This window comes from Chryseobacterium sp. Bi04 (assembly GCF_918698085.1).
Classification (GTDB): Bacteria; Bacteroidota; Bacteroidia; order Flavobacteriales; family Weeksellaceae; genus Chryseobacterium.
Window position 1 is genome coordinate 170338 of record NZ_CAKKLP010000006.1, and the last position, 19892, is coordinate 190229.

Below are 19892 nucleotides of genomic sequence, written 5' to 3' on the forward strand. Positions count from 1 at the left end.
TCTTAAATTGATAATAATAAGTAAGGCTGGTTTCTATTTTCAGAGACCAGCCTTTTATTTTATACCTTTCGCATTTGCCAATACAAGGAGTAATTTGTTCTTTAATACCGAATTATTATAACGCAAAGGTTCATTTTTAGGTGCTTAAACTTAAGAAAACTAAGAGAAACCAGTAAGCTGATCTGACAGAGCAGCTGTGAAAGACACTCTTAACTCTTAACTCTTAACTCTTAACTCATTCCCTTCCCTTCCATCCTTCTCTTTAATAATCTTTGACCAATCCGTAAACATTTTGGTAATGGTATTGGCATTGATCATACTGAAAAAGAACATCCCTATCAATACAGTGAGCCAGCAATACGCTAATTTCACCCCGTTTCTATCCGTGATAAAGAAGAGTATAAATATGGTAAGCGCTCCTATTACAAAGGTAAACATCAGCGTATACAGCAATACATGAATACTATACATGTTGAATTTCAGCTTTCTGAATATCCAGCCTATTACAGCAACAGGGATAAATAAAAACAAAGGTAAAAACAGGGCTCCAAATATCGCGACTTCAGGATATTCTGCCATATGTCTTTCGAGTCCGAAAAAGGTATTAAAACTGAATTCCGTCATATTGTTTTTCGGCGTTTGTTACTTCCAGTAAAGTCTTGTCTTTATAGCCCAGCATTTTTGCCAGTATTACATTGGGAAATTCATGAATTCCTATATTGTAGAGGTTAATGCTGTCGTTAAAAAATTCTCTTCTGTCTGCTATTTTGTTTTCAAGTTCAGAAATTCTTTTCTGCAGTTCCAGGAAGTTGTTGTTGGAAGCAAGCTCCGGGTAGTTTTCAGAAACGGCAAAGAATGAAGATAAAGCCTTTGAAGTCTCATTGGCCAGTTCGGTTTTTTTATCAGCATCTGTTGTACTGTTATAAAAGGTTCTCAATTCTGTAAGACGTGCAAGCAGCTTTTCTTCATAGCTCATAAAATGTTTGGCTACGTTCACCAGGTTAGGAATTTCATCTGCCCTTTGTTTCAAAACCACATCAATATTTCCGTAGGCTTTTTCTACATTGAATTTAAGCATCACCAGCTTATTATACAAATTGATTAAGAAGCTTATAACGGCAACGCCCAGCAGGATCAGTAATATAATTGCAACAGTTTGGTTCATTATTGTGTAAATATAAATATGATTATTAAAAGGATAACAGAGCAGGTAAACAGGAATGACCTCAACAATGGCTGATATTTATTCCATACGGTAATTCCTGATGCAGAGGTAATTCCCAGCACTTTATAACGATCGTCTTTTCTGATGAATGGCAGTCCGTTTTTAACATCAGCATAGCCCACCAGCAGCATTTTTTGACCGTCTTTCAGAAGGGTTTCTTTGTACCTTTTGCTATTGTTGCTGCTCACATTTGTTTCTCCGAGAAGGATCAGCTCTATTCCTTCGGGTTCTACCTCAATGATTCCTGTTTCATCTTTTATCTGGAAAGGATTACACTGGGTTTCTCTATGTATTGTTCTGTAAGATTCTTTACCGTCAGAATCTTTATCAATATCTTCAATGGTATAATAATATCCGATACAGGCTTCATTATCCACCGGAGAAAGCAGCGGATTCTTCATCACCAATGTTCCTTCCACTTCCACGAGTCCTTTAGCTAAGGATTTTATTTTTGAGGTTGGAAGTGATGCCTGCAACCGTAAAAAACGTTTAGCAGAAGTAGGCTTCATTAAGGTAATAAAAATGAAAACAAAAAATACTAATGGAAAAATAAACAGTGCCTTTTCTGCATACGCATCATAATTACTGGATATTTCATACAGATATTTATGCAGTGGCATTTTCTCTTTAAAGATAGTCCACAGAATAAAATAGAGAAAACAAAATCCTATTATTCCCAGAACAATGTATCCCGTGTATGACGTTTTCTTGTCGTTCTTCATAGATGATATGGATATTGAAAGGCCGGCAATATTCATCAGGAATAGGGTCGGCCTTCAAAAGTACATTTTATTTGCAAGATTATATGATCTCAAATTCGTTTTTTCCCTGCGGTATATAGAAGGTAATATCAAGCATCAGTTCTTCCTGTGTTTTAGAATCTATTAAATATAATGCCGCATCGCCATTGGGCCTTTTTAAAACGGCGGCTCTACTGTCTGCATACAGCATCATAACAGCATCATCAGGTATTGGCTGAACTTTCATACCGCCCATGAACTCATTAAGTAATTCTTTGAATCTTCCTTCAGATTCCCGGGGAGATAGATACATCGACTGGGCCATGTTCCCTTCTCTTCTCAGAATGAGCTTCTTATACTCATCATATTTGGCATTCTCAATCAGCCTGATGATTTTATGATAGGCCATATCCAGTTTTTCCCGGCAGTCTTTAACATCTTTAAGGTTCATTCCGTCCTGCCAGGCAGTAAGCTTATAAGGAACGTCGGCATCAAAGGAGCTTTCATACCTGATCACAGGTAATTTTTTATCTTCTACAGGCTTTGACTGATAGTCACCAAACTGTTTATCAAATACAAAATTATTGGTGACATCAAAAAGCTTGATATTGAATTTCAGTTCAGCCTGTTTATCAATTTCGGTTTGCCCCGCCACCGGTAAAATGGAAGCTGTGATCGTCTGTTTTCCTTTTTCCAGTATGGCATAGTTGACAGGAATCATAGTAGATACCTGATTGGTAGCATTCATATGGATAACAGGATAATCATTGATCCTGATCTCAAACATACATGCTGATGCACTGAAGTCAATTACATAATAAGGCTGCTGCATGGGAAATATATACTATTTTTTACTGGTTTTATTGTATTGAAATTACGATATCCTCTGTTCATATCAATTGAGAGAAATTTTATCGAGATCCTGATATCCTGATCCTTTCAGCAGATCTTTCCATTCTTTATTTTTAAACACAAATAAGTTACATCTGTATTCATCAGGTTTATTATCTATTTTGGTTTCACAGTAATAATAGATCATTCCTTTATTTTTCCATATGGCCACTTCCTGTCTGAGTTTATTTTGAGTCTGTATGATCTCATTGTCTTTGACTTCTGATTCAAAACTTTCATGTACTGTAGTAAAAACAGGTTTCTGAAGGGTTTTGTTTAAGTTTTCAAAAAGGGCTTTTTTTTCAGGTTCGGTATAAATATCCAGCTGATACATTCCCAGCTCGTCATCCTTTTCATTAGCGAGAGGTCCAATTTCCTGGTCTACTTTTCCAAAGTGTAAAAGGACTTTATTGGTATTTTTATTATTTTTCCCATCTAAACTGATCCCGTTAAAATGTAATAATGCTTCAGAAGAAAAAGCTAATCTCTCATTTCCAATCAGCGTCACCTCATCGGTTTGTACGGTATCTTTAGCGGTCATCCCACCTGATTTTAAAATATCATTGATATTTTGTCCCATCGTAAGAGCAGCAAGATTGAAAGGTCCCGTTTGAGTATCATTCCGGGCTTCAATTTGAGCTTCACTGCTTTTCTTGTCCTGTTGGTTACATGATGTAAATCCCATACAGATTATTGGTATTAATGCGTATTTTAAATTTTTCATATTATTGTTCATGTCTGGTTATAAAGCTCTGCAATACAGTCTCTCTGTCTTTCATATTTCCGTAATGTGATCCTTTTTTTATAAAATACAGGTTGGTTTCAAGACCTTTTATTTCTTTCTGATCAACATTAATTTTCTTTTTCACCTGCTCCATCATAATATCAAAACCATCTTTAGTGCCCTGCCAGTAATATCCTGAATATGGCCATCTGTCGGTAGCTTCAATAATTATTTTAGGCTCACCATACTTTTTCTTTAATGCAGCTGACAACGCCTCACTTTCTTTAAAGTTTTTGGTCATTATATAGTATCCTGCCAGTATATTATGTTCCTGATTTTCCACTAAAAATCCAATCTCACTTTTTATGTACTTTCTTTCTTTAGGGTAATCCTGCAAAAAACTGATATCTCCATACTGATATTGGTCTACTTTGTAAGTATTGTAATAGAGGAAGCCAGTAGTCTGTTCAAGGTCAACTTGCTTTGTGGTGTTTTTTATCACTATTTCATTGGCCGCTCCCAATTCTAAAGCTGTCAGATCTGTTTTTGACTGTGAGCTGCAAAAATTAAACAGCATAAGCACTCCTGTTACTATTATTTTTTTCATATTATCCCTGCTGAATGAACGGTATCGTTGGAGAGAATCCGGTATATTTCTCCAGCTTTTCTATAATATCGAATTCCGGAAGGATTTCGTATGTTTTATCAAAATCTGCAAGGTCCATTTTTCTGTCTCCTTTTAAAATTCCTTTTTTAATATATAAGCCAACACTTGCCTTCACAACTACAGTAGCGACCAGGCCATCAAATTTCAGATCCGGTTTGTAGTACAGCGTTTTCTGGGTGCTGCTCTTCTGATCATAAATAAGATTATGCCCAAAAGTAGCAGTTGCTTTACCGGTTGCTTTTATTTTCCCTTCGGCATAAGCTTCCGCCACAATGATTACAAATTTTGCTTTTACTTCAATACCGGCATCCAATTCAATACCAATCTGGGTTTCCAGTTTTCCATTTCCACTACTTTCATCTGAATTGGTATTAAAATGGATCTTTGATTCTCCGGAAATATTTCCAAATACCTTCAGGTCAATATACATATTCAAAGATATCGGATGGTCTTCATCAGCCAGCCAGGCTCTCACCTCATCAAGGATCACTTTAGCGGCAACGTTGGCTGTTCCGCCACTTACCACTCCTACTCCGGCCTGAATCAGCATATCAAGGAGGTCTATAGTGATTTCTATCCCTACAATTGGAGAAGCTTTGAAATAAAACTCCAGATCTGTTCCAATAGTGGAAAGGGATTTTTTATTTTTCTTGCCTCTTTCCAGCATCCATTCTGCTCCCAGGCAGAAATTGGGTGGCTTCATTTCTATTGTTAATGGCATTTTACTGGTAAAACTTTTTTTTCTGATTTTACCTTTGGTTTGGTCTGTCACTCCTTTTGAAAATTCTTTCAGGGAGCTAAAGACTTTATACATCCATTTTATTTTATCTTCAAATTTTAAGGTGGCATCAGCATGACCGTTATATTTATCAGCGGCTGTTCTGTCCCAGTTGGCTTCCATTGTCACCCCAAAATCTACTTCGGTCTGTTTCCATCTTTTTTCTGCTCCTATTTTTCCGGCTTTTTCCTGCATTTCCTTATGTCTTGCAGCAGAAAGGTTTTGCCATTTAACGCTTAGATCATTACTCAGATTCAGGAAAAAATGGAAATCCCATTTGATATCGGGATAGGCTTTTATTAAAACCGTAGTTCGCTTTTTATTGCTATAAAATCTGCAGCTGTGGGCATACATCTGTATTTTATTCGGAGTGGTTGCTTCCGGCCAGATATACTGCAGCGGAAGGGCATTTGCTCTGGATAAATCTGAATATACCGGATAATCGAATGTGGGTGGGGCAAATTTTTTCTCCTTATCTCCGGCATCAATAGCCTGGCCTACATCCAGTAATCTGATCTCTTTGGTATGAAGGTCATTATTCCTGAAACAGGCTTTCGTATCAAATGCTGATACATCTATCGTTATATTCCTTTTGGTGGACGAAGAAGGGGCAATGGTATGATAAATAATGGTATTTGCATCGTGCGGATAATAATCAAAATAGATATCTACTCTTCGGTTATTTTTATATTCTTTTTCGTCCTTATATTTTACGTTGTCCTTACCGTTCTTATCATCTGTAGCATGTACTTCTCCTTTTCCCAGGGATTTTATTCTTTTGCTGTCCAATCCTCCGTCAGTAAAAAATTTCTTTACAATATCTGATCTTTTCTGAGAAAGGCTTTGATTGTACTGCATCTTACCAATCACACAGGCATATCCATCTACGGTTATTGTAGAATGTTGATGCTCCAGTAAGAAACGAAGAATATTATTCAGTTTCTTTTCTCCGTCACCTTCAATGACTGCAGAATTGAATTCATAAAAAATGGTGGCATGTATGGTTTCCCTTTCTGCAATATTCTTAACACCAACTCCTTTATTAAAAAGTGTGATTGGCTTTTTAACTTCTTTGTCTTTTTCAAAAACGATGTCACTGATCTGTATCGTCTCAAATTTGCAGGGTTCATATCTTGCCAGGTTTTTATCCGGCGCATAGATCTTGGTAGGAACAACATTCTGAGGCGGTTGGGGAGCTGCAGCTACCAGCTCGTTTTTCATCCTTAAAAACCTTGCGTGGATGTCATCATTATTATCGTCTACAATATATTTTCCGGTCTTTGGATCTTTAACCTTTACGTACAGCTCTTCCACATCTTTTATATCCTTGATGACTCCTTTCCATTGTGATGTATTCTGAACTTTAACATTAATCTCCCCATCGTTGACTTCCACATCCGCCCATCTTCTCATCATAGGATCATCTTTTGCCCCTCTTCCTGTTCTGATTCTTCTGTAGATCTCAACGATAAGGTCTTTTCTTCCATTCAGTCCTTCTGTTCCCAGGTAAAGATGAATAATATGCCCATAGCTGAAGTAAAAGGTCTGTCTGACATCTTTTCCCCCTTCCTTAGTACTCCATCTGGAGTCTACAATCCTTGGGGGGCAATGTCCAAAGATATATTTCCCTACTTTATTTACTTTATCCGGTTTTCCGCCCAGGCTTGCTTCTATATAATAAGAAAGAATCCCACATTCTTTTTTGGTGAATGTATAGCTGTATACATAGCCAGCGGGTCTTCTAAGCTGATTAATCACTTTTTGGCGTGCACTGTCTTGCCGGATCCAGATTACTTCCTTTTTTTTGTCTGCCTCAGGGGTACCGGGAAACCATTCTGAAACCTGAAACCAGATAGGTTTTCCGGGCTCAACTCCAATAAAGTCGCCCTGGGTGGCTACCACTTTTGTATTGTCTTCAGCTGTAGCTATATTTATTTTCTTTATTCCTTTTGCCATCCTGTATTCTTTGAATTATCACCTGATGTGTCATAAACAGGTTCTTTTTTATACATTTCTTCAGCATTCACCAAAGGATTGATCTGCTGTTGTACGTCTTTATCAGCATTTTTAAAATTCTGCTGGCCGGCTTCAGCTCTCTGCCCATGGTCTATGATCTCAATACATGGGGTTCCTGCCACAGCACAGACCGCTTTACTGTCTTCCAGAATAATAAACCCACCGTTACTAAGCTGTACTTTATCATAAAACTTCTGCCATTCGGTCACCATTATTTTGCATGGCGGCGGCGGACCTCCGTTTTTTGTGCAGTTCCCGAATGTATTTTTTTCAAAAGTGGCGCCTCCTATTTCCTTCGTGGTAGCGATCAGTTTTTTGGAAGCACTTTTATCATTCGCATATTCTTTTTGGTGTGTAAGCACTTTCAGTTTATCCGGGGCTTGTCCAAACTGACATTTGCACATCGCACCCTGTACTACAATATGTTTTTCGGCCATGGTTAGAATTCTTTGTTTGAGATAACAAGTCTGGTTAAATATTCATTTCCAAATTCAAGACGAACAAAACTGGTGTTGATCTTAAAAGTAACTACTGTAAGTGCTTTTGATGAGTTTTTATCGGTATCCACTGTTGTCTGGTAAAGCTGGGCATTATATCTTGCAAATTTTGTTTTACATTCAGAAGGTGAACTGTCATTGAATACCAGGCCATATGGTAATCCTGAAACTTTTTGATTGCCATAATACTGCAGGGCATAATATTCTAATCCTGTTGTCATCTGGGCATAGATCATATTAAAATCATCAAAATCCCAACTGGAATATTTTCCGTTTTTACAATCCCCACATTCAAGTTCGCTGGGCTGTATCTGTAAAAGCTTAGTAAAGTTTCCGGATGTTGTTGGCAGAGCAATAAACTGTTTTTTACTGAATACGCTCTGTAATTTTTTTGATGTTACTTTCTCTATTGCATTTCTGGCTTCAAAATCAGCAACCTGAGCTGTGGCCATGGCTTCTGTGGCCGCAATATCAGCTGCATCTGCCGCTGCTTCTAAAGCCTCTGAAACCTTTGGTTCCTCATAATTTAAAAGAAACTCTTTGATTTCCTGCTCTACTTTTCCTGTAGATTGGGTCTGTTTTACATCAATATCTTTTTTTGACCAACGATCCGGAGTAACAGTTTCAAGAAAAACACTTACTTTCGTGCTTTTCCCGGACACTTTTTTCATGGTTACATTCCATACTGCCTGCTGAATAAACTGCTTCGGCTTTGCTCCATTTTTTAATGCCGGTTTCAGATAAGGATTTTTGTAGTCTGTATCGTATTTTAAATTATAAAGATCAACAGTTGTGGAGAAATCATCATCAGATGCCGCTGCTGCTTTGGCTTCATCTTTTGTAAAGTCATTACTGAAATAAAATATAGAATTCTGTAATGTTTCAATACTTTTGGGTACGGTAAATTCTACTTTCTGCCCGAAATACAGGCCATAATATGCTATAAAAAGCAGTGTAAGAAGTTTATGATTTAATTTTATTTTCATATTATTTTGTTTTTTACTGTTCCGGCAGAGCGGCTACTACTACTGATATTTTTTTCTTTTCTTTGAGCATGATGCTGCATTCCAAATACATGGATTCCGGAAGCTGGAGTTTCCCATCCAGATAATATTTTATCCTGAAATCTCCCTGATTATTTATTACCGGGTCATCTTCAATAATTAAAGAGAAAGGGGATTCGTTGATAAAATCATGTACATCTCTTTCATCATGTAATTTACCTTCTCCCTCAATATTCACAAGGTCATATTCATCTTTCAGGGGGTCAATTTCCAGCTTTATTTTATACCGGGGCTCTATCGGGTTGTTTACAACAGGAAAACTCTCTGTTCCCCCAATCTGATAATTCTGCCCAAAACTCTGATAGACTCCGAAAAATAGTGTCCTGATGAAATAATCATTTTTAAGATACAGACTGAGTGCATCCGGCTCATCCAGTATCTCTTCAATCTTTCTGCAATATTCGTCTACTACTTCTCCTTCAAATTCTTTATAGACTTCATTTTTAACATCCGGCCACCGCTCATTGAAAACGGAAAGGTTTTCAACAGCATTGAATTTAGCATACTGATCTACACTTACCTGTAGAGGGTATAAAACTTTTGATGTTTTATAAGCCAGTGTATCTGCTATTTCATTTACTTCTTCTTCGTTCAGAAAAAGATTGGAAGTTCGGTCTATTTCAAAAAAATGCAGGTTATTTTCACTTTTAAGCCAGCGTACTGACGTTTCATATTTCAGTTCATTTTTATGATCTCCTGTTTCCAGATTGATGATCACCCCATATTTAAAAAATGAATGACCCGGCTGAAAGGTCAGGCTTTTTCCTCTCCCCAACTTTACCAGCTTATTTTTATCTGCTACTGCCGTCCTTGGAATGAAAAGCTCTTTCTGCCCCGTCAATTCTATAAGGATCATATCTTTTACCTGACAAAGATTATTATGAAATAGCTTTAAAGCATCCACATCCAGGCTATAAAAGGCAGCAATGCTTTTTAAGGTTTCCCCTTTTTGAACGATATGTTTATTAAATTTCTGCATACAATCATCTTCGTACTTTATTTCTCTACAGGCATTCCTTTCTGAGAGGGTATTACCAACAAAGTTATGCCCATAATTTCAATATTTGCTTTTCAACTCCTATCATTACATGCGTCTTCATATTATGCAGATTATCATGTAACCCGGTTTTATACTATTTTGATTTATATTTTTTAAGTTTCCACATATTGTCATAATCAATTTTCTGTATAGGAAACTCGTTATTTCCCTGTTTTAAGATCAGCCTTCTATTGGTCAGATCTTCATTCATACGAAGGACAATTTCTATAGGTTTATTTTCATCTGCTTTTTTAAATAATGAAAATATCTCTTCTTCATCGAAGTATCTTACTTCAAAAACTGTTTGCTTACCATTTTTGTCTTCAAATAAATAAGATAACAGACGGGGAACCGCCCTTTCTTTAAAAGGATTTTTGTCAATGGTCTCATTAAACAATGTTTCCTCCTCTCCGTTATACATTTCCAATGTTACATTTTTGAAAGTATGATTAGGAATTTCTATGCTGGTTCTCCAGTTGTATTTTTTACGGTAGGTATCCCAAATCCCAAACTGAATTCCATTTTTCTTCATGTTTTCATAGGCCTCAGGAACAGATTTACTCATATCAAAATATTCTTCCTGTGTTATTGTAGGATTTCCGGGGACATAATCTTTCATAGATACAGAAGTTTCTTTTGCCTGATATCGTCCTATTTCTACCTGTTGGTCATTACCATACATCCAGACTACTACCACGCCTCCCGGGGCCAGACCTACGACAACAGAGGAATACCCTTCTTTTTCATTGGTTCTCCAATTAACGGTTCCTTCTTTAAAAAGTTCTTTTATTTTATCTACAGGCAAATCCCAGCTACCGGTATAAAATTTATTTTCTAAAAATGACGCCCAGGTTACCTCAAGCTTAACGGGAACAGCTTTTAAATCACTTCCCTGAGTATGCATAGAGCCACTATAGCCCCAACCTGTATGAGAACTACCCGAACAGGGAATATATACACTGCTGCCATCTTCAAGAAAAAGATGACCTTTATAAATATTCATAGGATATAGAAGAGGTGAACTTTCCGTGGGAAGCCATTTGTATTTTTCCATTTTATTTTGGCATGAGATTAAGGTACTGATGAAAAGTAAACAATAAATTATATTCGTTTTAAACTGCATTCCAGATTTATTTTTGAAATTTAAAGAAATCATTCTTCATATTTCCAAAAGTTATCCATGTCTATTTTTTTAATCAGAATTTCTTTACCTTCCTGTTTGAAGACCAATTTTTTATCATTCAGATCTCCATTCATCTGTAATATAATCTCTATAGGTTTGTTTTTATCTGCATTTTTAAATAATTCAAGCATTTCGTCTTCATCAGCATATTTTACTTCAAAGACATATTTATCACCTTTTGAATTCGAAAATAAAAAAGAGAAGTATCTTGGAATTGCTCTTGATTTGAATTGATTATTGGTCAATGTGTTTCCAAATAAAGTTTCCATTTCCCCATTGAACATTTCAAAAATAACATGATCTAATGTATAGCCAGGAATCTGTATCTCCGGCTTCCATGAATATTTTTCACGATAGATATCCCATACACCATAGGGAATTCCTTTTTTCTTCATATTCTCATAGGCTGCTGGTACGGAACTGCTGATATCAAAAAACTCATCAGATGAAATAGTAGGATTTCCCGGTACGTATTCTGCCATACTGATGGTTGTTTCCTTCGCCTGAAAACGTGCAATTTCTACCTGCTGATCATCTCCATACATCCATACTACAACTACGCCTCCTGGAGCACAACCAACAACAATGTAAGAATAGTTTTCTTTGACATTTGTACGCCAGTTGATGAGCCCTTTATTGAAAAGTTCTTTTATTTTGTCCACAGGCAGGTCCCAACTTCCTTTATAGAATTTTTTCTCCATAAATGAGGCCCAGGTAAGCTCCAGCTTTACAGGTATTGCCTTTAAAGAACTCCCCTGTACGTGCGTAGAACCTATATGTCCCCATATCTCGTTTGAAATTCCTGAAGATGGAATATATACATTGCTTCCATCTTCTAACACCAATGTTCCCTGATGTATATTCATAGGATACATTTTAGGAGAACTTTCTGTTGGCATCCATTCGTATTTATCCATATTTTTTTGACATGAGATCAGAAAACATTGAAATATTAGTATATAAATAAGTAGTTTTTTCATATCTCAATAATTAAGGTATTATATTATTTAATAAAATTTGTTCTAAAAAAGAACATAGAGATCCGCTTTACATGATCCCTGTTGAAACATTTCAACGAAAAATATTGAAGGGAAATTATGCTCTTTTTACATATATTATTTATGAATCAGGAGCAATTCTACGCCATCTGGTTACTTTTAAATTCTTTTTATCCAAAGTATAATTGGGTTTGTATCCGATTTCCGCAAATCTTGAATTCCAATGAAGATATCTGTTTCTAAGAACCATCAGCATATTATGATCATTTACAATGGTATTAAACCGTTCAGTAGTCATCTTTTTCTGTTTCAACTGAATTCTGAACTGTTCGATTTCCTTATTGGTATAATACATCATCTTTGGTTTGGCACCGTTTAAATATTCTTTAAGCCTGGATTTCACCTTGGTCAGATCCAGTGAATAGTATTCATCTCCTGCTCCATTAGGGATCTTATAATTCTTTTCTATCTGTTCAAAATCTATGGTAGAAGGATAATTTTCATTCACCATCTCAGCAAGCAGATGTAATGTGACAAAACTATATCTATTGCTTATTCCTTTTCTATTGATATAGGTTTCATGCCAAGAATTGGGCCTTACAACCTCCTCTTGTTTAAACCATCCCTGCTCTATCAGGTGATCCAGATCAGCATTTAAAATTTTATTATAGTCCTCATCACTTAAACCATCTCCCCATGTATTATCAAAGTCCATAATCTGCCGGTTCAATTCTTTCATATTGTGAGTGTAACATCCTCCTACATCAGAATGTACCCCAGGAAGAAAAAAATCATTTCCTCCGGCATTCCTGGTTAAAGTCAACATAAAATTTTCCCTGTGTTCATCTGATGCACAAAAATGGATAATCTTTTTTGCTTTTAATGTATTTAATTTCAATTCAGCAACATCATTACTAAAGTTAGGACTTATCGTCTTATTAGTTGCCGTTGGATCATAAGAAGAAACCGTATCATACAATCCCAGAAAACGAATGGTTATGGTTGTAATCTTTAGATTTTTCTCCTGTAACTGTATTCCCAAATGTCCTCTTGCCGGAAATTCTTTTAATTCCGTATAATACCCATCGCTATCAGTAGAGATAGGTTCCGCACCTTGTACAGGAGCCACATATGTAAGTGGGCTATATTTGGGTTTATGCACTTCATAAACAAAATTTCTTGCAGCAGCCGCCCCTCTGCTAAATCCAAAAACATCAAGGGTTAAGGTATTCACCCGTTTATCTTTCTTCAATTGAACAACCTTCTTTACAACCTCCTCACAACCTTTTCTCACTTTCGCCCGAACTCCCATTTCACCGGATCCAAATGCCACACCTAAATGCTCTGTAATCTTATCACTATCTCCTTTAAGGTCCTGTGTTCCTATTCCTTCTATATATATTTTCCCTACATATTCATCATCGTTCTTTTTATACCAGTATTCTTTTCTTGCCACATTGGACAGATCATTTACATAACTATCATCTTCTTTATTAGAATATTTTTTATATTTCTGTTTTTCTTCCTCAGTTGGATAATACTTCGGTTCATTTCCTGCAGCTCTGGTATTACTCCTGTTATTTTGGGTTCCATCGAAAAAGACACCAATTCTAATATTGATTTCTCCTTTTGGCGGTGCTGGCGGTGTATAATTTCCAAATTGATTATTATGCATAGTTTTTCTCTAAAAATTGATTGACAGAAATAGTTTGGAATTGTCTTTATTAACTTTAGCTGTAAATTTATTTATTCCCATGAGACATGATTTTCTTATTACTTGCTAACACAAGATTTTCTCTTTGTGCTTCAACGTTGATCTTCTTTGCTATTTTTTCAACTTTTTTCCCCGCGTTCAGATGATAGGAATCTTTGACCGTTATTTTTATATTGGTTGCTGTCTTTATAATGGCCATATCAGAACAATTTTGATTTTTCAGCACTGTTGAATTCCACAATTTTTCCGCTCTGCATGGTCATATTCTCAAGTTCGCTGAACATAGAAATTTCACCTGCTATTTCATTAGAAGTTTCAGACTGTCTTCTAAACTCTTTTTCCACCATTTCCGTTCTGGTATCCGAAGATTCTGTGATATCCCCTGATGCCGTAAGTTTCATATCTTTTCCGGCGGTAGAAATAATATCTTCATTGGCGGTACTGGTAATACTTGCCCCTGCACTCACAGAAATTTCCTTTCCTGCACTGATATTGATATTCTCACCGGCATTTAATGTGAAATTTTTCGGAGCTTTCATGCTGATATTTCCTTTACCATCCATAAAATAGCTATTGCCACTTGGATCAAGGATCGTTACACTTCCTTCCTGATCATTCATTAAGATTCTGATCCCACTTCGGGTTTGGATTGATTTCAAATGATTATTAACGCCGCCACCCAGCGCCACCCCTCCATGAAACATTCCTCCCATTACGAAAGGTCTGTCCGGATGACTGTGAACAAAATTAACCATCACCTGGTCTCCTACTTCAGGAATTGCTACATAGCCTCTGTTTTGAGAAATCTGATCCGTTCCTCCGGCGTCAGGACTCATCATTCGGATAAAGTGCGTGGTATCATTAGTCTGCCAGTCGAATCTCACCTGTATCCTCCCTTGCCCTTCAGGATCTGTATTGGAAATTACCGTTGCCGTCTGTGGCTCTGCTTTTGGAACCGTGTATTCCGGTTTTGGAAGAAATCCCGTATCTGAAGCTATTCCTACGAAGCTTCCCTGATAATGACCTATAGTATCAATTTCATGTTCTGCCTCTGTAATCATAATTCTTGTGAAATAAGATGTTTCATTAGAATCTGGTTTACGCATCTGCATATCTACCACACATCCCGGATGCAGAAAGGGAACGGTTGTATTTCCCGAGACAGAAAAAACATTTACCGCTTCACTTCCTGAAGCACTTTTCTGTGAATATTCCACATCAAGATGTGTAGATGCTTTTACGGGTGCTATTTGCAATGCCGGTGTTTTATAGATAGAATCGTTATGGCTGTATGCTGTTTTAGCCAGATCTCCCACATGTTTAATAGGCGTAGATCCCGAAGTCAGTTTTTCATTTTTATTACTGTTGTACCCGTAGAATTGCGGTCTGGTGTGAACAGCTTTGAGGTCAACCTTTATATCGTTGGCACTGCTTCCGTAAGTCAATACAATAGGTTTGTTTTGTGGAGGCAATTTTCCGAAATGAAGCACTTCCCCATCATAATAAAACTGCTCTCCATAGGCTTCTGCCATCCTCGCCAGATAATTGTAGTGGGTTTCATCATATTGGCTGCTGTAAATAATCTGTGAAAAATTATTGGCATCCACCCTGATATCAAAACGGCCTTTATCAATTCCCTGTTTAATCACTTCATCAGCAATAATTCCCATATTGACAGGCTGAGTTCCTCCAAAGCTCTGAATATGAGGCGCTCCATCAAGCAGAATGGTTGGACTACAACCCGTAAGCACAACATTTCCCAAGCTCATTTTCTCCTGGCTGAATCCCACTCCTGTAATAACTCCTACAAAAGTTCTTTCCGGGCTGTTGTCTATATCTTTATAAGAGAGTACTGCCGTAAGACGTTTACCCAAAAACTTATTGGCTTCTTCCAGTGAATGGGTTTGCCGGTCTCCCAGCGCATCGTGTGCCAGGGTAAGCGTAAATTCATGGTGGCGTCTTGTGCTTTGCTTAAGCTTAAAGTGTTTATAGTATTTGATTATCTTTCCTTCTATAACCAAAGAAAGCTTTACCAGGCGGTTAATTCCAGTATGGTGATTTTCAGATACACCGTCTGCATTTTGTGTCGGACGAAAAGATCCTGCACCTCTTCCAGATGTGATTGACATATTTTGTAGTGATTTGTTAAGGTTTTTAATTTTTTTATAAAATGGATTCCAGTAAATAATCATCCCTGAAATCAGGTTACAATGGGTAAAAAAAGACCGTCTTAAGAGGACAGCCTTTTATATTTCAGTACTGAAGACTTAGCTCATAGGCCAAAGTCCGTCATAAGATGAATTTCCATACGTAATACTCTCTGCACTAACTACAAAGCTGATCAGCATATTGTTGCTGTCTAAAGCATCAAAATCTACTTCATGCTGGATCACATATCCGTTCTCCCATTTTAAAGAGATCAATGTTCCCTCTTCATGAGATTTATTGAAATTTATTTCCCCGTTGGTAGGTTTGTATTTACTGTTGAGTAAGCTTTCCAAAACATCAGATTTTTCTGTTGCTTCAATTGTTACTTTAATAAGGGCGTTTGTCGGATCAGATGCTACACGTCCTGAAACATCCGTAGCTCTTGATACGCTGTAATTAAGCTTTAGTAGCTTTTGACCTTCACCTCCATTGAATTTTAAGATTCCTCTTGAATTTCCTGCCATTTCTTAAATTTTATCCTTAATGATTGTTCCCGTATAATAGGATTTACATAACAAAGATAGAGTTCATGTTCTAATCTAAAAAGTTTTTAAGCAACAGTTTCATAAATTGTAGTAGTTCTACGACTTTTTACAGGCAATAAAACAAACAAAAGGAATGCTTCATATTGGCTTTTAGTCTTCTGTAGACCACTATGGAATGAATAACAACTCATTGCAGGACATTAAACGGTTTCAAAAAACACTATGCTTATAAATATATGCAGCAATCATAATTAAAAGATTTGTTACCACCATAATTCCTAACGCAACGCCATATTTTCTTTTCTTGTCGATGAAACTCCAACCCAGTGTAAAAAAAAACAATAATAAAGTATATACTGCAGGGTACATATGAAAAGCTTCAGAAAACTTCCCTTCAAATACCAGTACAATAGCTCTTTGAGCGCCACATCCAAGGCATTCTACTCCCAGAAATTTTTTACTGGGACAGGTCAGCATAAAGTCTTCAATATTCATTTCTGCAGTATTACAAGTACTTATGATGATATTTTCGCCCTGGTATACTGATGAGGAAAAAAGCAGTCTTCTTTCATCTCAAATGATCCCTGAACCGCAATGTATGGATTCCTAAGGATTTCCCGTGCTACAAATATAAGATCAGCATCTCCATTCTGAAGGATTTCTTCAGCCTGTTTAACTTCAGTAATCAACCCTACAGCACCTGTTTTAACAGCAGCCTCATTTCTTATCTGTGAAGAAAACGGAACCTGATAGCCATCAAAAACAGAAATTTTAGCTCCATGAATATTTCCTCCGCTTGATACGTCTACCAGATCAACGGAATGCTCTTTTAAAACTTTAGCTAAAGCAACACTGCTTTTAATATCCCAGCCATTTTCGGCATATTCTGTTCCGGAAATCCTTACAAAAAGCGCCGTTTCTTCATTCAGTTCTTCATTTACAGCCTCTACAATTTCCATCAGAAACCGAATCCTGTTTTCAAAACTTCCGCCATATTCATCGGTTCTTATATTGGAAAGTGGTGACAGAAACTGATGGATAAGATATCCGTGTGCCCCATGAAGTTCAATAATATCAAAACCTGCTTTTACAGCTCTTCTTGCTGCTTCTTTAAAGTTTAACACCAGTTCTTTCACCTCATCAGTAGACAATACATGCGGAATTCTTTCTGACGGATGATACGGAATAGGACTCGGGGCAATCGTTTCCCAGCCTTCTTCAACGGAGATCTGATGATTGTTCCATGTAGAACCTTTCCTACCGGCATGTGCCAGCTGGATTCCTATCTTAGACTCCGAGTGAGTATGCACAAATTCTACTATTTTCTGCAGTTTGCCCGCCTGCTCATCATTCCAGATTCCCATACAATGATTGGTAATCCTTCCCCGGGGTTCTACTCCTGTAGCCTCTATCATAATCAGTCCTGTTCCTCCCTGTGCTCTGCTTCCATAATGTACAAAATGAAAATCATTGGCCATTCCGTTTTCACATGAATACATACACATAGGTGACATTACCCATCGGTTTTTTAACTCTACATTTCTGAATTGTATTGGTGTATATAACATTTTATCATTTTTAAAAAATTCAAATTAACTCCAGAAGAATAAATATTGCCCACTTCATTAAAAAGAAGTAATTTTACCCCCCTTTTTTAGTCTACAATATATGAAAAAAGACATACAGATCAGTTACGAATATTTTAAAAATAGCAGTGAACTGAATGATATAGAAAATACATTATTAGCAAGAGCCAAAGCGGCTCGTGAAAACGCTTATGCACCTTATTCCCAATTTTTGGTAGGGTGTTCCGTATTATTGGAAAATGGAGAGATCTATTCCGGCAATAATCAGGAGAATGCTGCATTTCCGTCAGGGCTTTGTGCCGAAAGAACTACTCTTTTTTGGGTAGCTGCTAATTTTCCGGATGTGAAAATAAAAAAGATCTTTGTAGTAGGAGGTCCTAAAGAATTTCATGAGAATAATCCGCCGATTCCTCCTTGCGGGGCATGCCGTCAGAGTTTAATAGAATATGAAACAAAGCAAAGTGAAGACATTGATCTCTATTTTTCAAGCATGAATGATGAGGTGGTAAAAGTACACGCTGTAAAAGATCTGCTTCCTTTTTATTTTGATTCAACGTTCTTATAGGATGTAAATGCACAAATAAACTTATAAAGCCTGTGGAGTTTTCTGCAGGTTTTTATTTTTCAATCAATTTTGCATCACATGGTAAGTAAAATCACAGATCCAAAAAAAGAGGCTGTTTCTATTTTTGAAACAACCTCTTTTTATTTTCGTTTATTTTTCTTCGTCTGATTCTATATCCTCATCGTCTTCGTCTTCATATTGCTCCAGGTAATAACTGAAACTAAAGTCTTCAACTTCTTCTTCAGCATCTTCCAAACTGGTAAGCAGATCTTCAAAAATCTCAAGCTGATCTACTGTCATATTTACGAATTCAATGTGGAGCGGCATTTCCAGGTCTCCTGTAATGGTATCATAAAGCGCATCAAGATTATCCCCAAAATGTTCAGGAAGCTGAATCTTTTCCTTTAATTGGGCATAAAAATCTTCATAATCGCCTATGTCTGTAAAATCTATATATACTGTCTTCATATTGAACTGAATTTCCAATTTTTTTTGATTAAAAAACTTTTACATTTCTTGCAGAATCCGGTTTCCTCATTGGTGGGATTTTTACCCTCTGCACTTCTCATAAAACACATTTTTTCCGGGCAATGTGGAAGCCCCTGCGTATGGCCAAGCTCATGAATGGCTATTTTAAAAAACTGCTCATCAGAATTTTCTTTACTTAATCTAAATTTTGACGCTACACAGGCTTTTCCGGGGGTATATCCCAATCCCATAATCCCAAAGTCTCTGATTTCCCCTCTGGTAGCAATAATATCTTTCGAGGTTAGTCCTATTGTCACAAAATCGTCTTTTGTCCTTTTACTCAGGAATTTAATAATTGAATCAGCCCTGTACCGGTTTCTCTCTTTATAATAAGTATTTTCCGGAAAATCTATAGCATCAAGCATTTTGACATTCGGATAAACTTCCCTAATTCCTTCTGCCACGGTTTCCAAACTTTCAGGTTTAACATCTTTAAATGGCTGTATAAGGATGGTAATCGCGGGTTTCTGCTCTTGATTTATCCTCATCTTCTGTTTTTCCGAACACGAGATAATCAGGAATAAAGCCAATAGCAGATAAAAGAGATTATTATTTTTCAAAATTACAATAATTTAAAATAAACCACTTCTGTCATTGCGAGGAGCAAAGCGACAAAGCAATCTCAAAAAACATCCATAATATTTTGAATGTCATCTGTTAAATCCCTCCACTCAGGATTTATAGAGTTGATAAGATCCAATTTCTTCTGTCTTGAACCTGCTTTTATTTGTTTTTCCCGAAAAATAGCATCTCCAATTTCCTGAAAAGCTTCCCAATAAACGAGTATATACAAATTATATCTTGATGTAAAACTTTGGGAATAATATGCTTCTTTATGTTGCTGAACTCGTTTTGGCAAGTTTGAAGTAACTCCTGTATAAAGAGTTGTATGATTTTTATTGGTCATAATATAAATAAAACCTGCTTTCATCTTTTCATCATATTTTAGAGATTGCTTCGTCACTTTCGTTCCTCGCAATGACT

Annotated in this window: 22 protein-coding genes; 1 reads left to right on the forward strand and 21 read right to left on the reverse strand. The window is 36.7% G+C overall.

Going from position 1 to position 19892, the window contains the following annotated elements:
* Nucleotides 1–216 precede the first annotated feature (216 nt).
* From LQV47_RS11885 to namA, 18 genes are all read right to left on the reverse strand, one after another.
* The gene (locus LQV47_RS11885) at nucleotides 217–624 is read right to left on the reverse strand and encodes a hypothetical protein (RefSeq protein ID WP_230037113.1); all 408 of its coding nucleotides are present in this window, start codon (nucleotides 622–624) and stop codon (nucleotides 217–219) included.
* Complete coding sequence (locus LQV47_RS11890) at nucleotides 605–1165, reverse strand: LemA family protein (RefSeq protein ID WP_230037115.1); 561 nt, start codon at nucleotides 1163–1165, stop codon at nucleotides 605–607. The genes LQV47_RS11885 and LQV47_RS11890 overlap by 20 nt, the downstream gene beginning before the upstream one ends.
* Nucleotides 1165–1947 carry a hypothetical protein gene (locus LQV47_RS11895; RefSeq protein ID WP_230037117.1) on the reverse strand — a complete coding sequence of 261 codons (783 nt, stop codon included), beginning with the start codon at nucleotides 1945–1947 and terminating at the stop codon, nucleotides 1165–1167. The genes LQV47_RS11890 and LQV47_RS11895 overlap by 1 nt, the downstream gene beginning before the upstream one ends.
* Nucleotides 1948–2026: 79 nt before the next feature.
* On the reverse strand, nucleotides 2027–2797 hold the full coding sequence (locus tag LQV47_RS11900; protein WP_230037119.1) for a hypothetical protein: 771 nt from the start codon (nucleotides 2795–2797) through the stop codon (nucleotides 2027–2029).
* Nucleotides 2798–2860: 63 nt separating this feature from the next.
* Nucleotides 2861–3580, reverse strand: a complete 720-nt coding sequence (locus LQV47_RS11905) for a hypothetical protein (RefSeq protein WP_230037121.1) — start codon at nucleotides 3578–3580, stop codon at nucleotides 2861–2863.
* Between the two features lies 1 nt (nucleotide 3581).
* Nucleotides 3582–4187 (reverse strand): hypothetical protein, encoded by a 606-nt coding sequence (locus LQV47_RS11910; protein WP_230037123.1) that lies wholly within the window; start codon nucleotides 4185–4187, stop codon nucleotides 3582–3584.
* Nucleotide 4188: 1 nt separating this feature from the next.
* Nucleotides 4189–6981, reverse strand: coding sequence for an OmpA family protein (locus LQV47_RS11915; RefSeq protein WP_230037125.1), 2793 nt, complete (start codon nucleotides 6979–6981; stop codon nucleotides 4189–4191).
* The gene (locus LQV47_RS11920; RefSeq protein WP_230037127.1) at nucleotides 6966–7478 is read right to left on the reverse strand and encodes a DUF4280 domain-containing protein; all 513 of its coding nucleotides are present in this window, start codon (nucleotides 7476–7478) and stop codon (nucleotides 6966–6968) included. The genes LQV47_RS11915 and LQV47_RS11920 overlap by 16 nt, the downstream gene beginning before the upstream one ends.
* A gap of 2 nt (nucleotides 7479–7480) precedes the next feature.
* Nucleotides 7481–8524, reverse strand: coding sequence for a hypothetical protein (locus tag LQV47_RS11925; protein WP_230037129.1), 1044 nt, complete (start codon nucleotides 8522–8524; stop codon nucleotides 7481–7483).
* 13 nt (nucleotides 8525–8537) lie between these two features.
* A complete protein-coding gene (locus LQV47_RS11930; RefSeq protein WP_230037130.1) occupies nucleotides 8538–9581 on the reverse strand; it encodes a LysM domain-containing protein in 1044 nt (347 codons plus the stop codon).
* A gap of 154 nt (nucleotides 9582–9735) precedes the next feature.
* Nucleotides 9736–10695, reverse strand: coding sequence for a DUF2931 family protein (locus LQV47_RS11935; protein WP_230037132.1), 960 nt, complete (start codon nucleotides 10693–10695; stop codon nucleotides 9736–9738).
* Between the two features lie 98 nt (nucleotides 10696–10793).
* Entirely contained in the window at nucleotides 10794–11741 is a 948-nt protein-coding gene (locus tag LQV47_RS11940) for a DUF2931 family protein (RefSeq protein ID WP_230037134.1), read from the reverse strand.
* A gap of 202 nt (nucleotides 11742–11943) precedes the next feature.
* Entirely contained in the window at nucleotides 11944–13497 is a 1554-nt protein-coding gene (locus LQV47_RS11945) for a DUF2235 domain-containing protein (RefSeq protein ID WP_230037136.1), read from the reverse strand.
* 67 nt (nucleotides 13498–13564) lie between these two features.
* The gene (locus tag LQV47_RS11950; RefSeq protein WP_230037138.1) at nucleotides 13565–13735 is read right to left on the reverse strand and encodes a hypothetical protein; all 171 of its coding nucleotides are present in this window, start codon (nucleotides 13733–13735) and stop codon (nucleotides 13565–13567) included.
* A gap of 1 nt (nucleotide 13736) precedes the next feature.
* Complete coding sequence (locus tag LQV47_RS11955; RefSeq protein WP_230037140.1) at nucleotides 13737–15665, reverse strand: phage baseplate assembly protein V; 1929 nt, start codon at nucleotides 15663–15665, stop codon at nucleotides 13737–13739.
* A gap of 138 nt (nucleotides 15666–15803) precedes the next feature.
* Nucleotides 15804–16208: a type VI secretion system tube protein TssD gene (tssD, locus tag LQV47_RS11960; RefSeq protein WP_047492225.1), complete on the reverse strand. Its 405-nt coding sequence runs from the start codon at nucleotides 16206–16208 to the stop codon at nucleotides 15804–15806.
* 231 nt (nucleotides 16209–16439) lie between these two features.
* The gene (locus tag LQV47_RS11965; RefSeq protein ID WP_230037142.1) at nucleotides 16440–16724 is read right to left on the reverse strand and encodes a DUF2752 domain-containing protein; all 285 of its coding nucleotides are present in this window, start codon (nucleotides 16722–16724) and stop codon (nucleotides 16440–16442) included.
* Nucleotides 16725–16744: 20 nt separating this feature from the next.
* Entirely contained in the window at nucleotides 16745–17797 is a 1053-nt protein-coding gene (gene namA / locus LQV47_RS11970; protein ID WP_230037144.1) for an NADPH dehydrogenase NamA, read from the reverse strand.
* A 100-nt stretch (nucleotides 17798–17897) separates the two neighbouring features.
* Between namA and LQV47_RS11975 the strand changes: the two genes are divergently transcribed.
* Nucleotides 17898–18380, forward strand: coding sequence for a cytidine deaminase (locus tag LQV47_RS11975; RefSeq protein ID WP_230037146.1), 483 nt, complete (start codon nucleotides 17898–17900; stop codon nucleotides 18378–18380).
* Nucleotides 18381–18530: 150 nt separating this feature from the next.
* On the opposite strand, the gene LQV47_RS11980 is transcribed toward LQV47_RS11975, so the two are convergent.
* The 3 genes from LQV47_RS11980 to LQV47_RS11990 all read right to left on the reverse strand — a co-directional run bounded on the left by LQV47_RS11980 (nucleotide 18531) and on the right by LQV47_RS11990 (nucleotide 19839).
* Nucleotides 18531–18848 carry a barstar family protein gene (locus LQV47_RS11980; RefSeq protein ID WP_230037148.1) on the reverse strand — a complete coding sequence of 106 codons (318 nt, stop codon included), beginning with the start codon at nucleotides 18846–18848 and terminating at the stop codon, nucleotides 18531–18533.
* Entirely contained in the window at nucleotides 18845–19468 is a 624-nt protein-coding gene (locus LQV47_RS11985; protein ID WP_230037150.1) for a Zn-dependent protease, read from the reverse strand. Before LQV47_RS11985 ends, LQV47_RS11980 begins: the two co-directional genes overlap by 4 nt.
* Before the next feature lie 62 nt (nucleotides 19469–19530).
* On the reverse strand, nucleotides 19531–19839 hold the full coding sequence (locus tag LQV47_RS11990) for a GIY-YIG nuclease family protein (RefSeq protein WP_230037152.1): 309 nt from the start codon (nucleotides 19837–19839) through the stop codon (nucleotides 19531–19533).
* Nucleotides 19840–19892: the final 53 nt, after the last annotated feature.

Coding starts and splice junctions, on each gene's coding strand:
- LQV47_RS11885 (WP_230037113.1), bottom strand. CDS start 624: ATGACGGAATTCAGTTTTAATACCTTTTTCGGACTCGAAAGACATATG.
- LQV47_RS11890 (WP_230037115.1), bottom strand. CDS start 1,165: ATGAACCAAACTGTTGCAATTATATTACTGATCCTGCTGGGCGTTGCC.
- LQV47_RS11895 (WP_230037117.1), bottom strand. CDS start 1,947: ATGAAGAACGACAAGAAAACGTCATACACGGGATACATTGTTCTGGGA.
- LQV47_RS11900 (WP_230037119.1), bottom strand. CDS start 2,797: ATGCAGCAGCCTTATTATGTAATTGACTTCAGTGCATCAGCATGTATG.
- LQV47_RS11905 (WP_230037121.1), bottom strand. CDS start 3,580: ATGAAAAATTTAAAATACGCATTAATACCAATAATCTGTATGGGATTT.
- LQV47_RS11910 (WP_230037123.1), bottom strand. CDS start 4,187: ATGAAAAAAATAATAGTAACAGGAGTGCTTATGCTGTTTAATTTTTGC.
- LQV47_RS11915 (WP_230037125.1), bottom strand. CDS start 6,981: ATGGCAAAAGGAATAAAGAAAATAAATATAGCTACAGCTGAAGACAAT.
- LQV47_RS11920 (WP_230037127.1), bottom strand. CDS start 7,478: ATGGCCGAAAAACATATTGTAGTACAGGGTGCGATGTGCAAATGTCAG.
- LQV47_RS11925 (WP_230037129.1), bottom strand. CDS start 8,524: ATGAAAATAAAATTAAATCATAAACTTCTTACACTGCTTTTTATAGCA.
- LQV47_RS11930 (WP_230037130.1), bottom strand. CDS start 9,581: ATGCAGAAATTTAATAAACATATCGTTCAAAAAGGGGAAACCTTAAAA.
- LQV47_RS11935 (WP_230037132.1), bottom strand. CDS start 10,695: ATGGAAAAATACAAATGGCTTCCCACGGAAAGTTCACCTCTTCTATAT.
- LQV47_RS11940 (WP_230037134.1), bottom strand. CDS start 11,741: ATGGATAAATACGAATGGATGCCAACAGAAAGTTCTCCTAAAATGTAT.
- LQV47_RS11945 (WP_230037136.1), bottom strand. CDS start 13,497: ATGCATAATAATCAATTTGGAAATTATACACCGCCAGCACCGCCAAAA.
- LQV47_RS11950 (WP_230037138.1), bottom strand. CDS start 13,735: ATGGCCATTATAAAGACAGCAACCAATATAAAAATAACGGTCAAAGAT.
- LQV47_RS11955 (WP_230037140.1), bottom strand. CDS start 15,665: ATGTCAATCACATCTGGAAGAGGTGCAGGATCTTTTCGTCCGACACAA.
- tssD (WP_047492225.1), bottom strand. CDS start 16,208: ATGGCAGGAAATTCAAGAGGAATCTTAAAATTCAATGGAGGTGAAGGT.
- LQV47_RS11965 (WP_230037142.1), bottom strand. CDS start 16,724: ATGAATATTGAAGACTTTATGCTGACCTGTCCCAGTAAAAAATTTCTG.
- namA (WP_230037144.1), bottom strand. CDS start 17,797: ATGTTATATACACCAATACAATTCAGAAATGTAGAGTTAAAAAACCGA.
- LQV47_RS11975 (WP_230037146.1), top strand. CDS start 17,898: ATGAAAAAAGACATACAGATCAGTTACGAATATTTTAAAAATAGCAGT.
- LQV47_RS11980 (WP_230037148.1), bottom strand. CDS start 18,848: ATGAAGACAGTATATATAGATTTTACAGACATAGGCGATTATGAAGAT.
- LQV47_RS11990 (WP_230037152.1), bottom strand. CDS start 19,839: ATGAAAGCAGGTTTTATTTATATTATGACCAATAAAAATCATACAACT.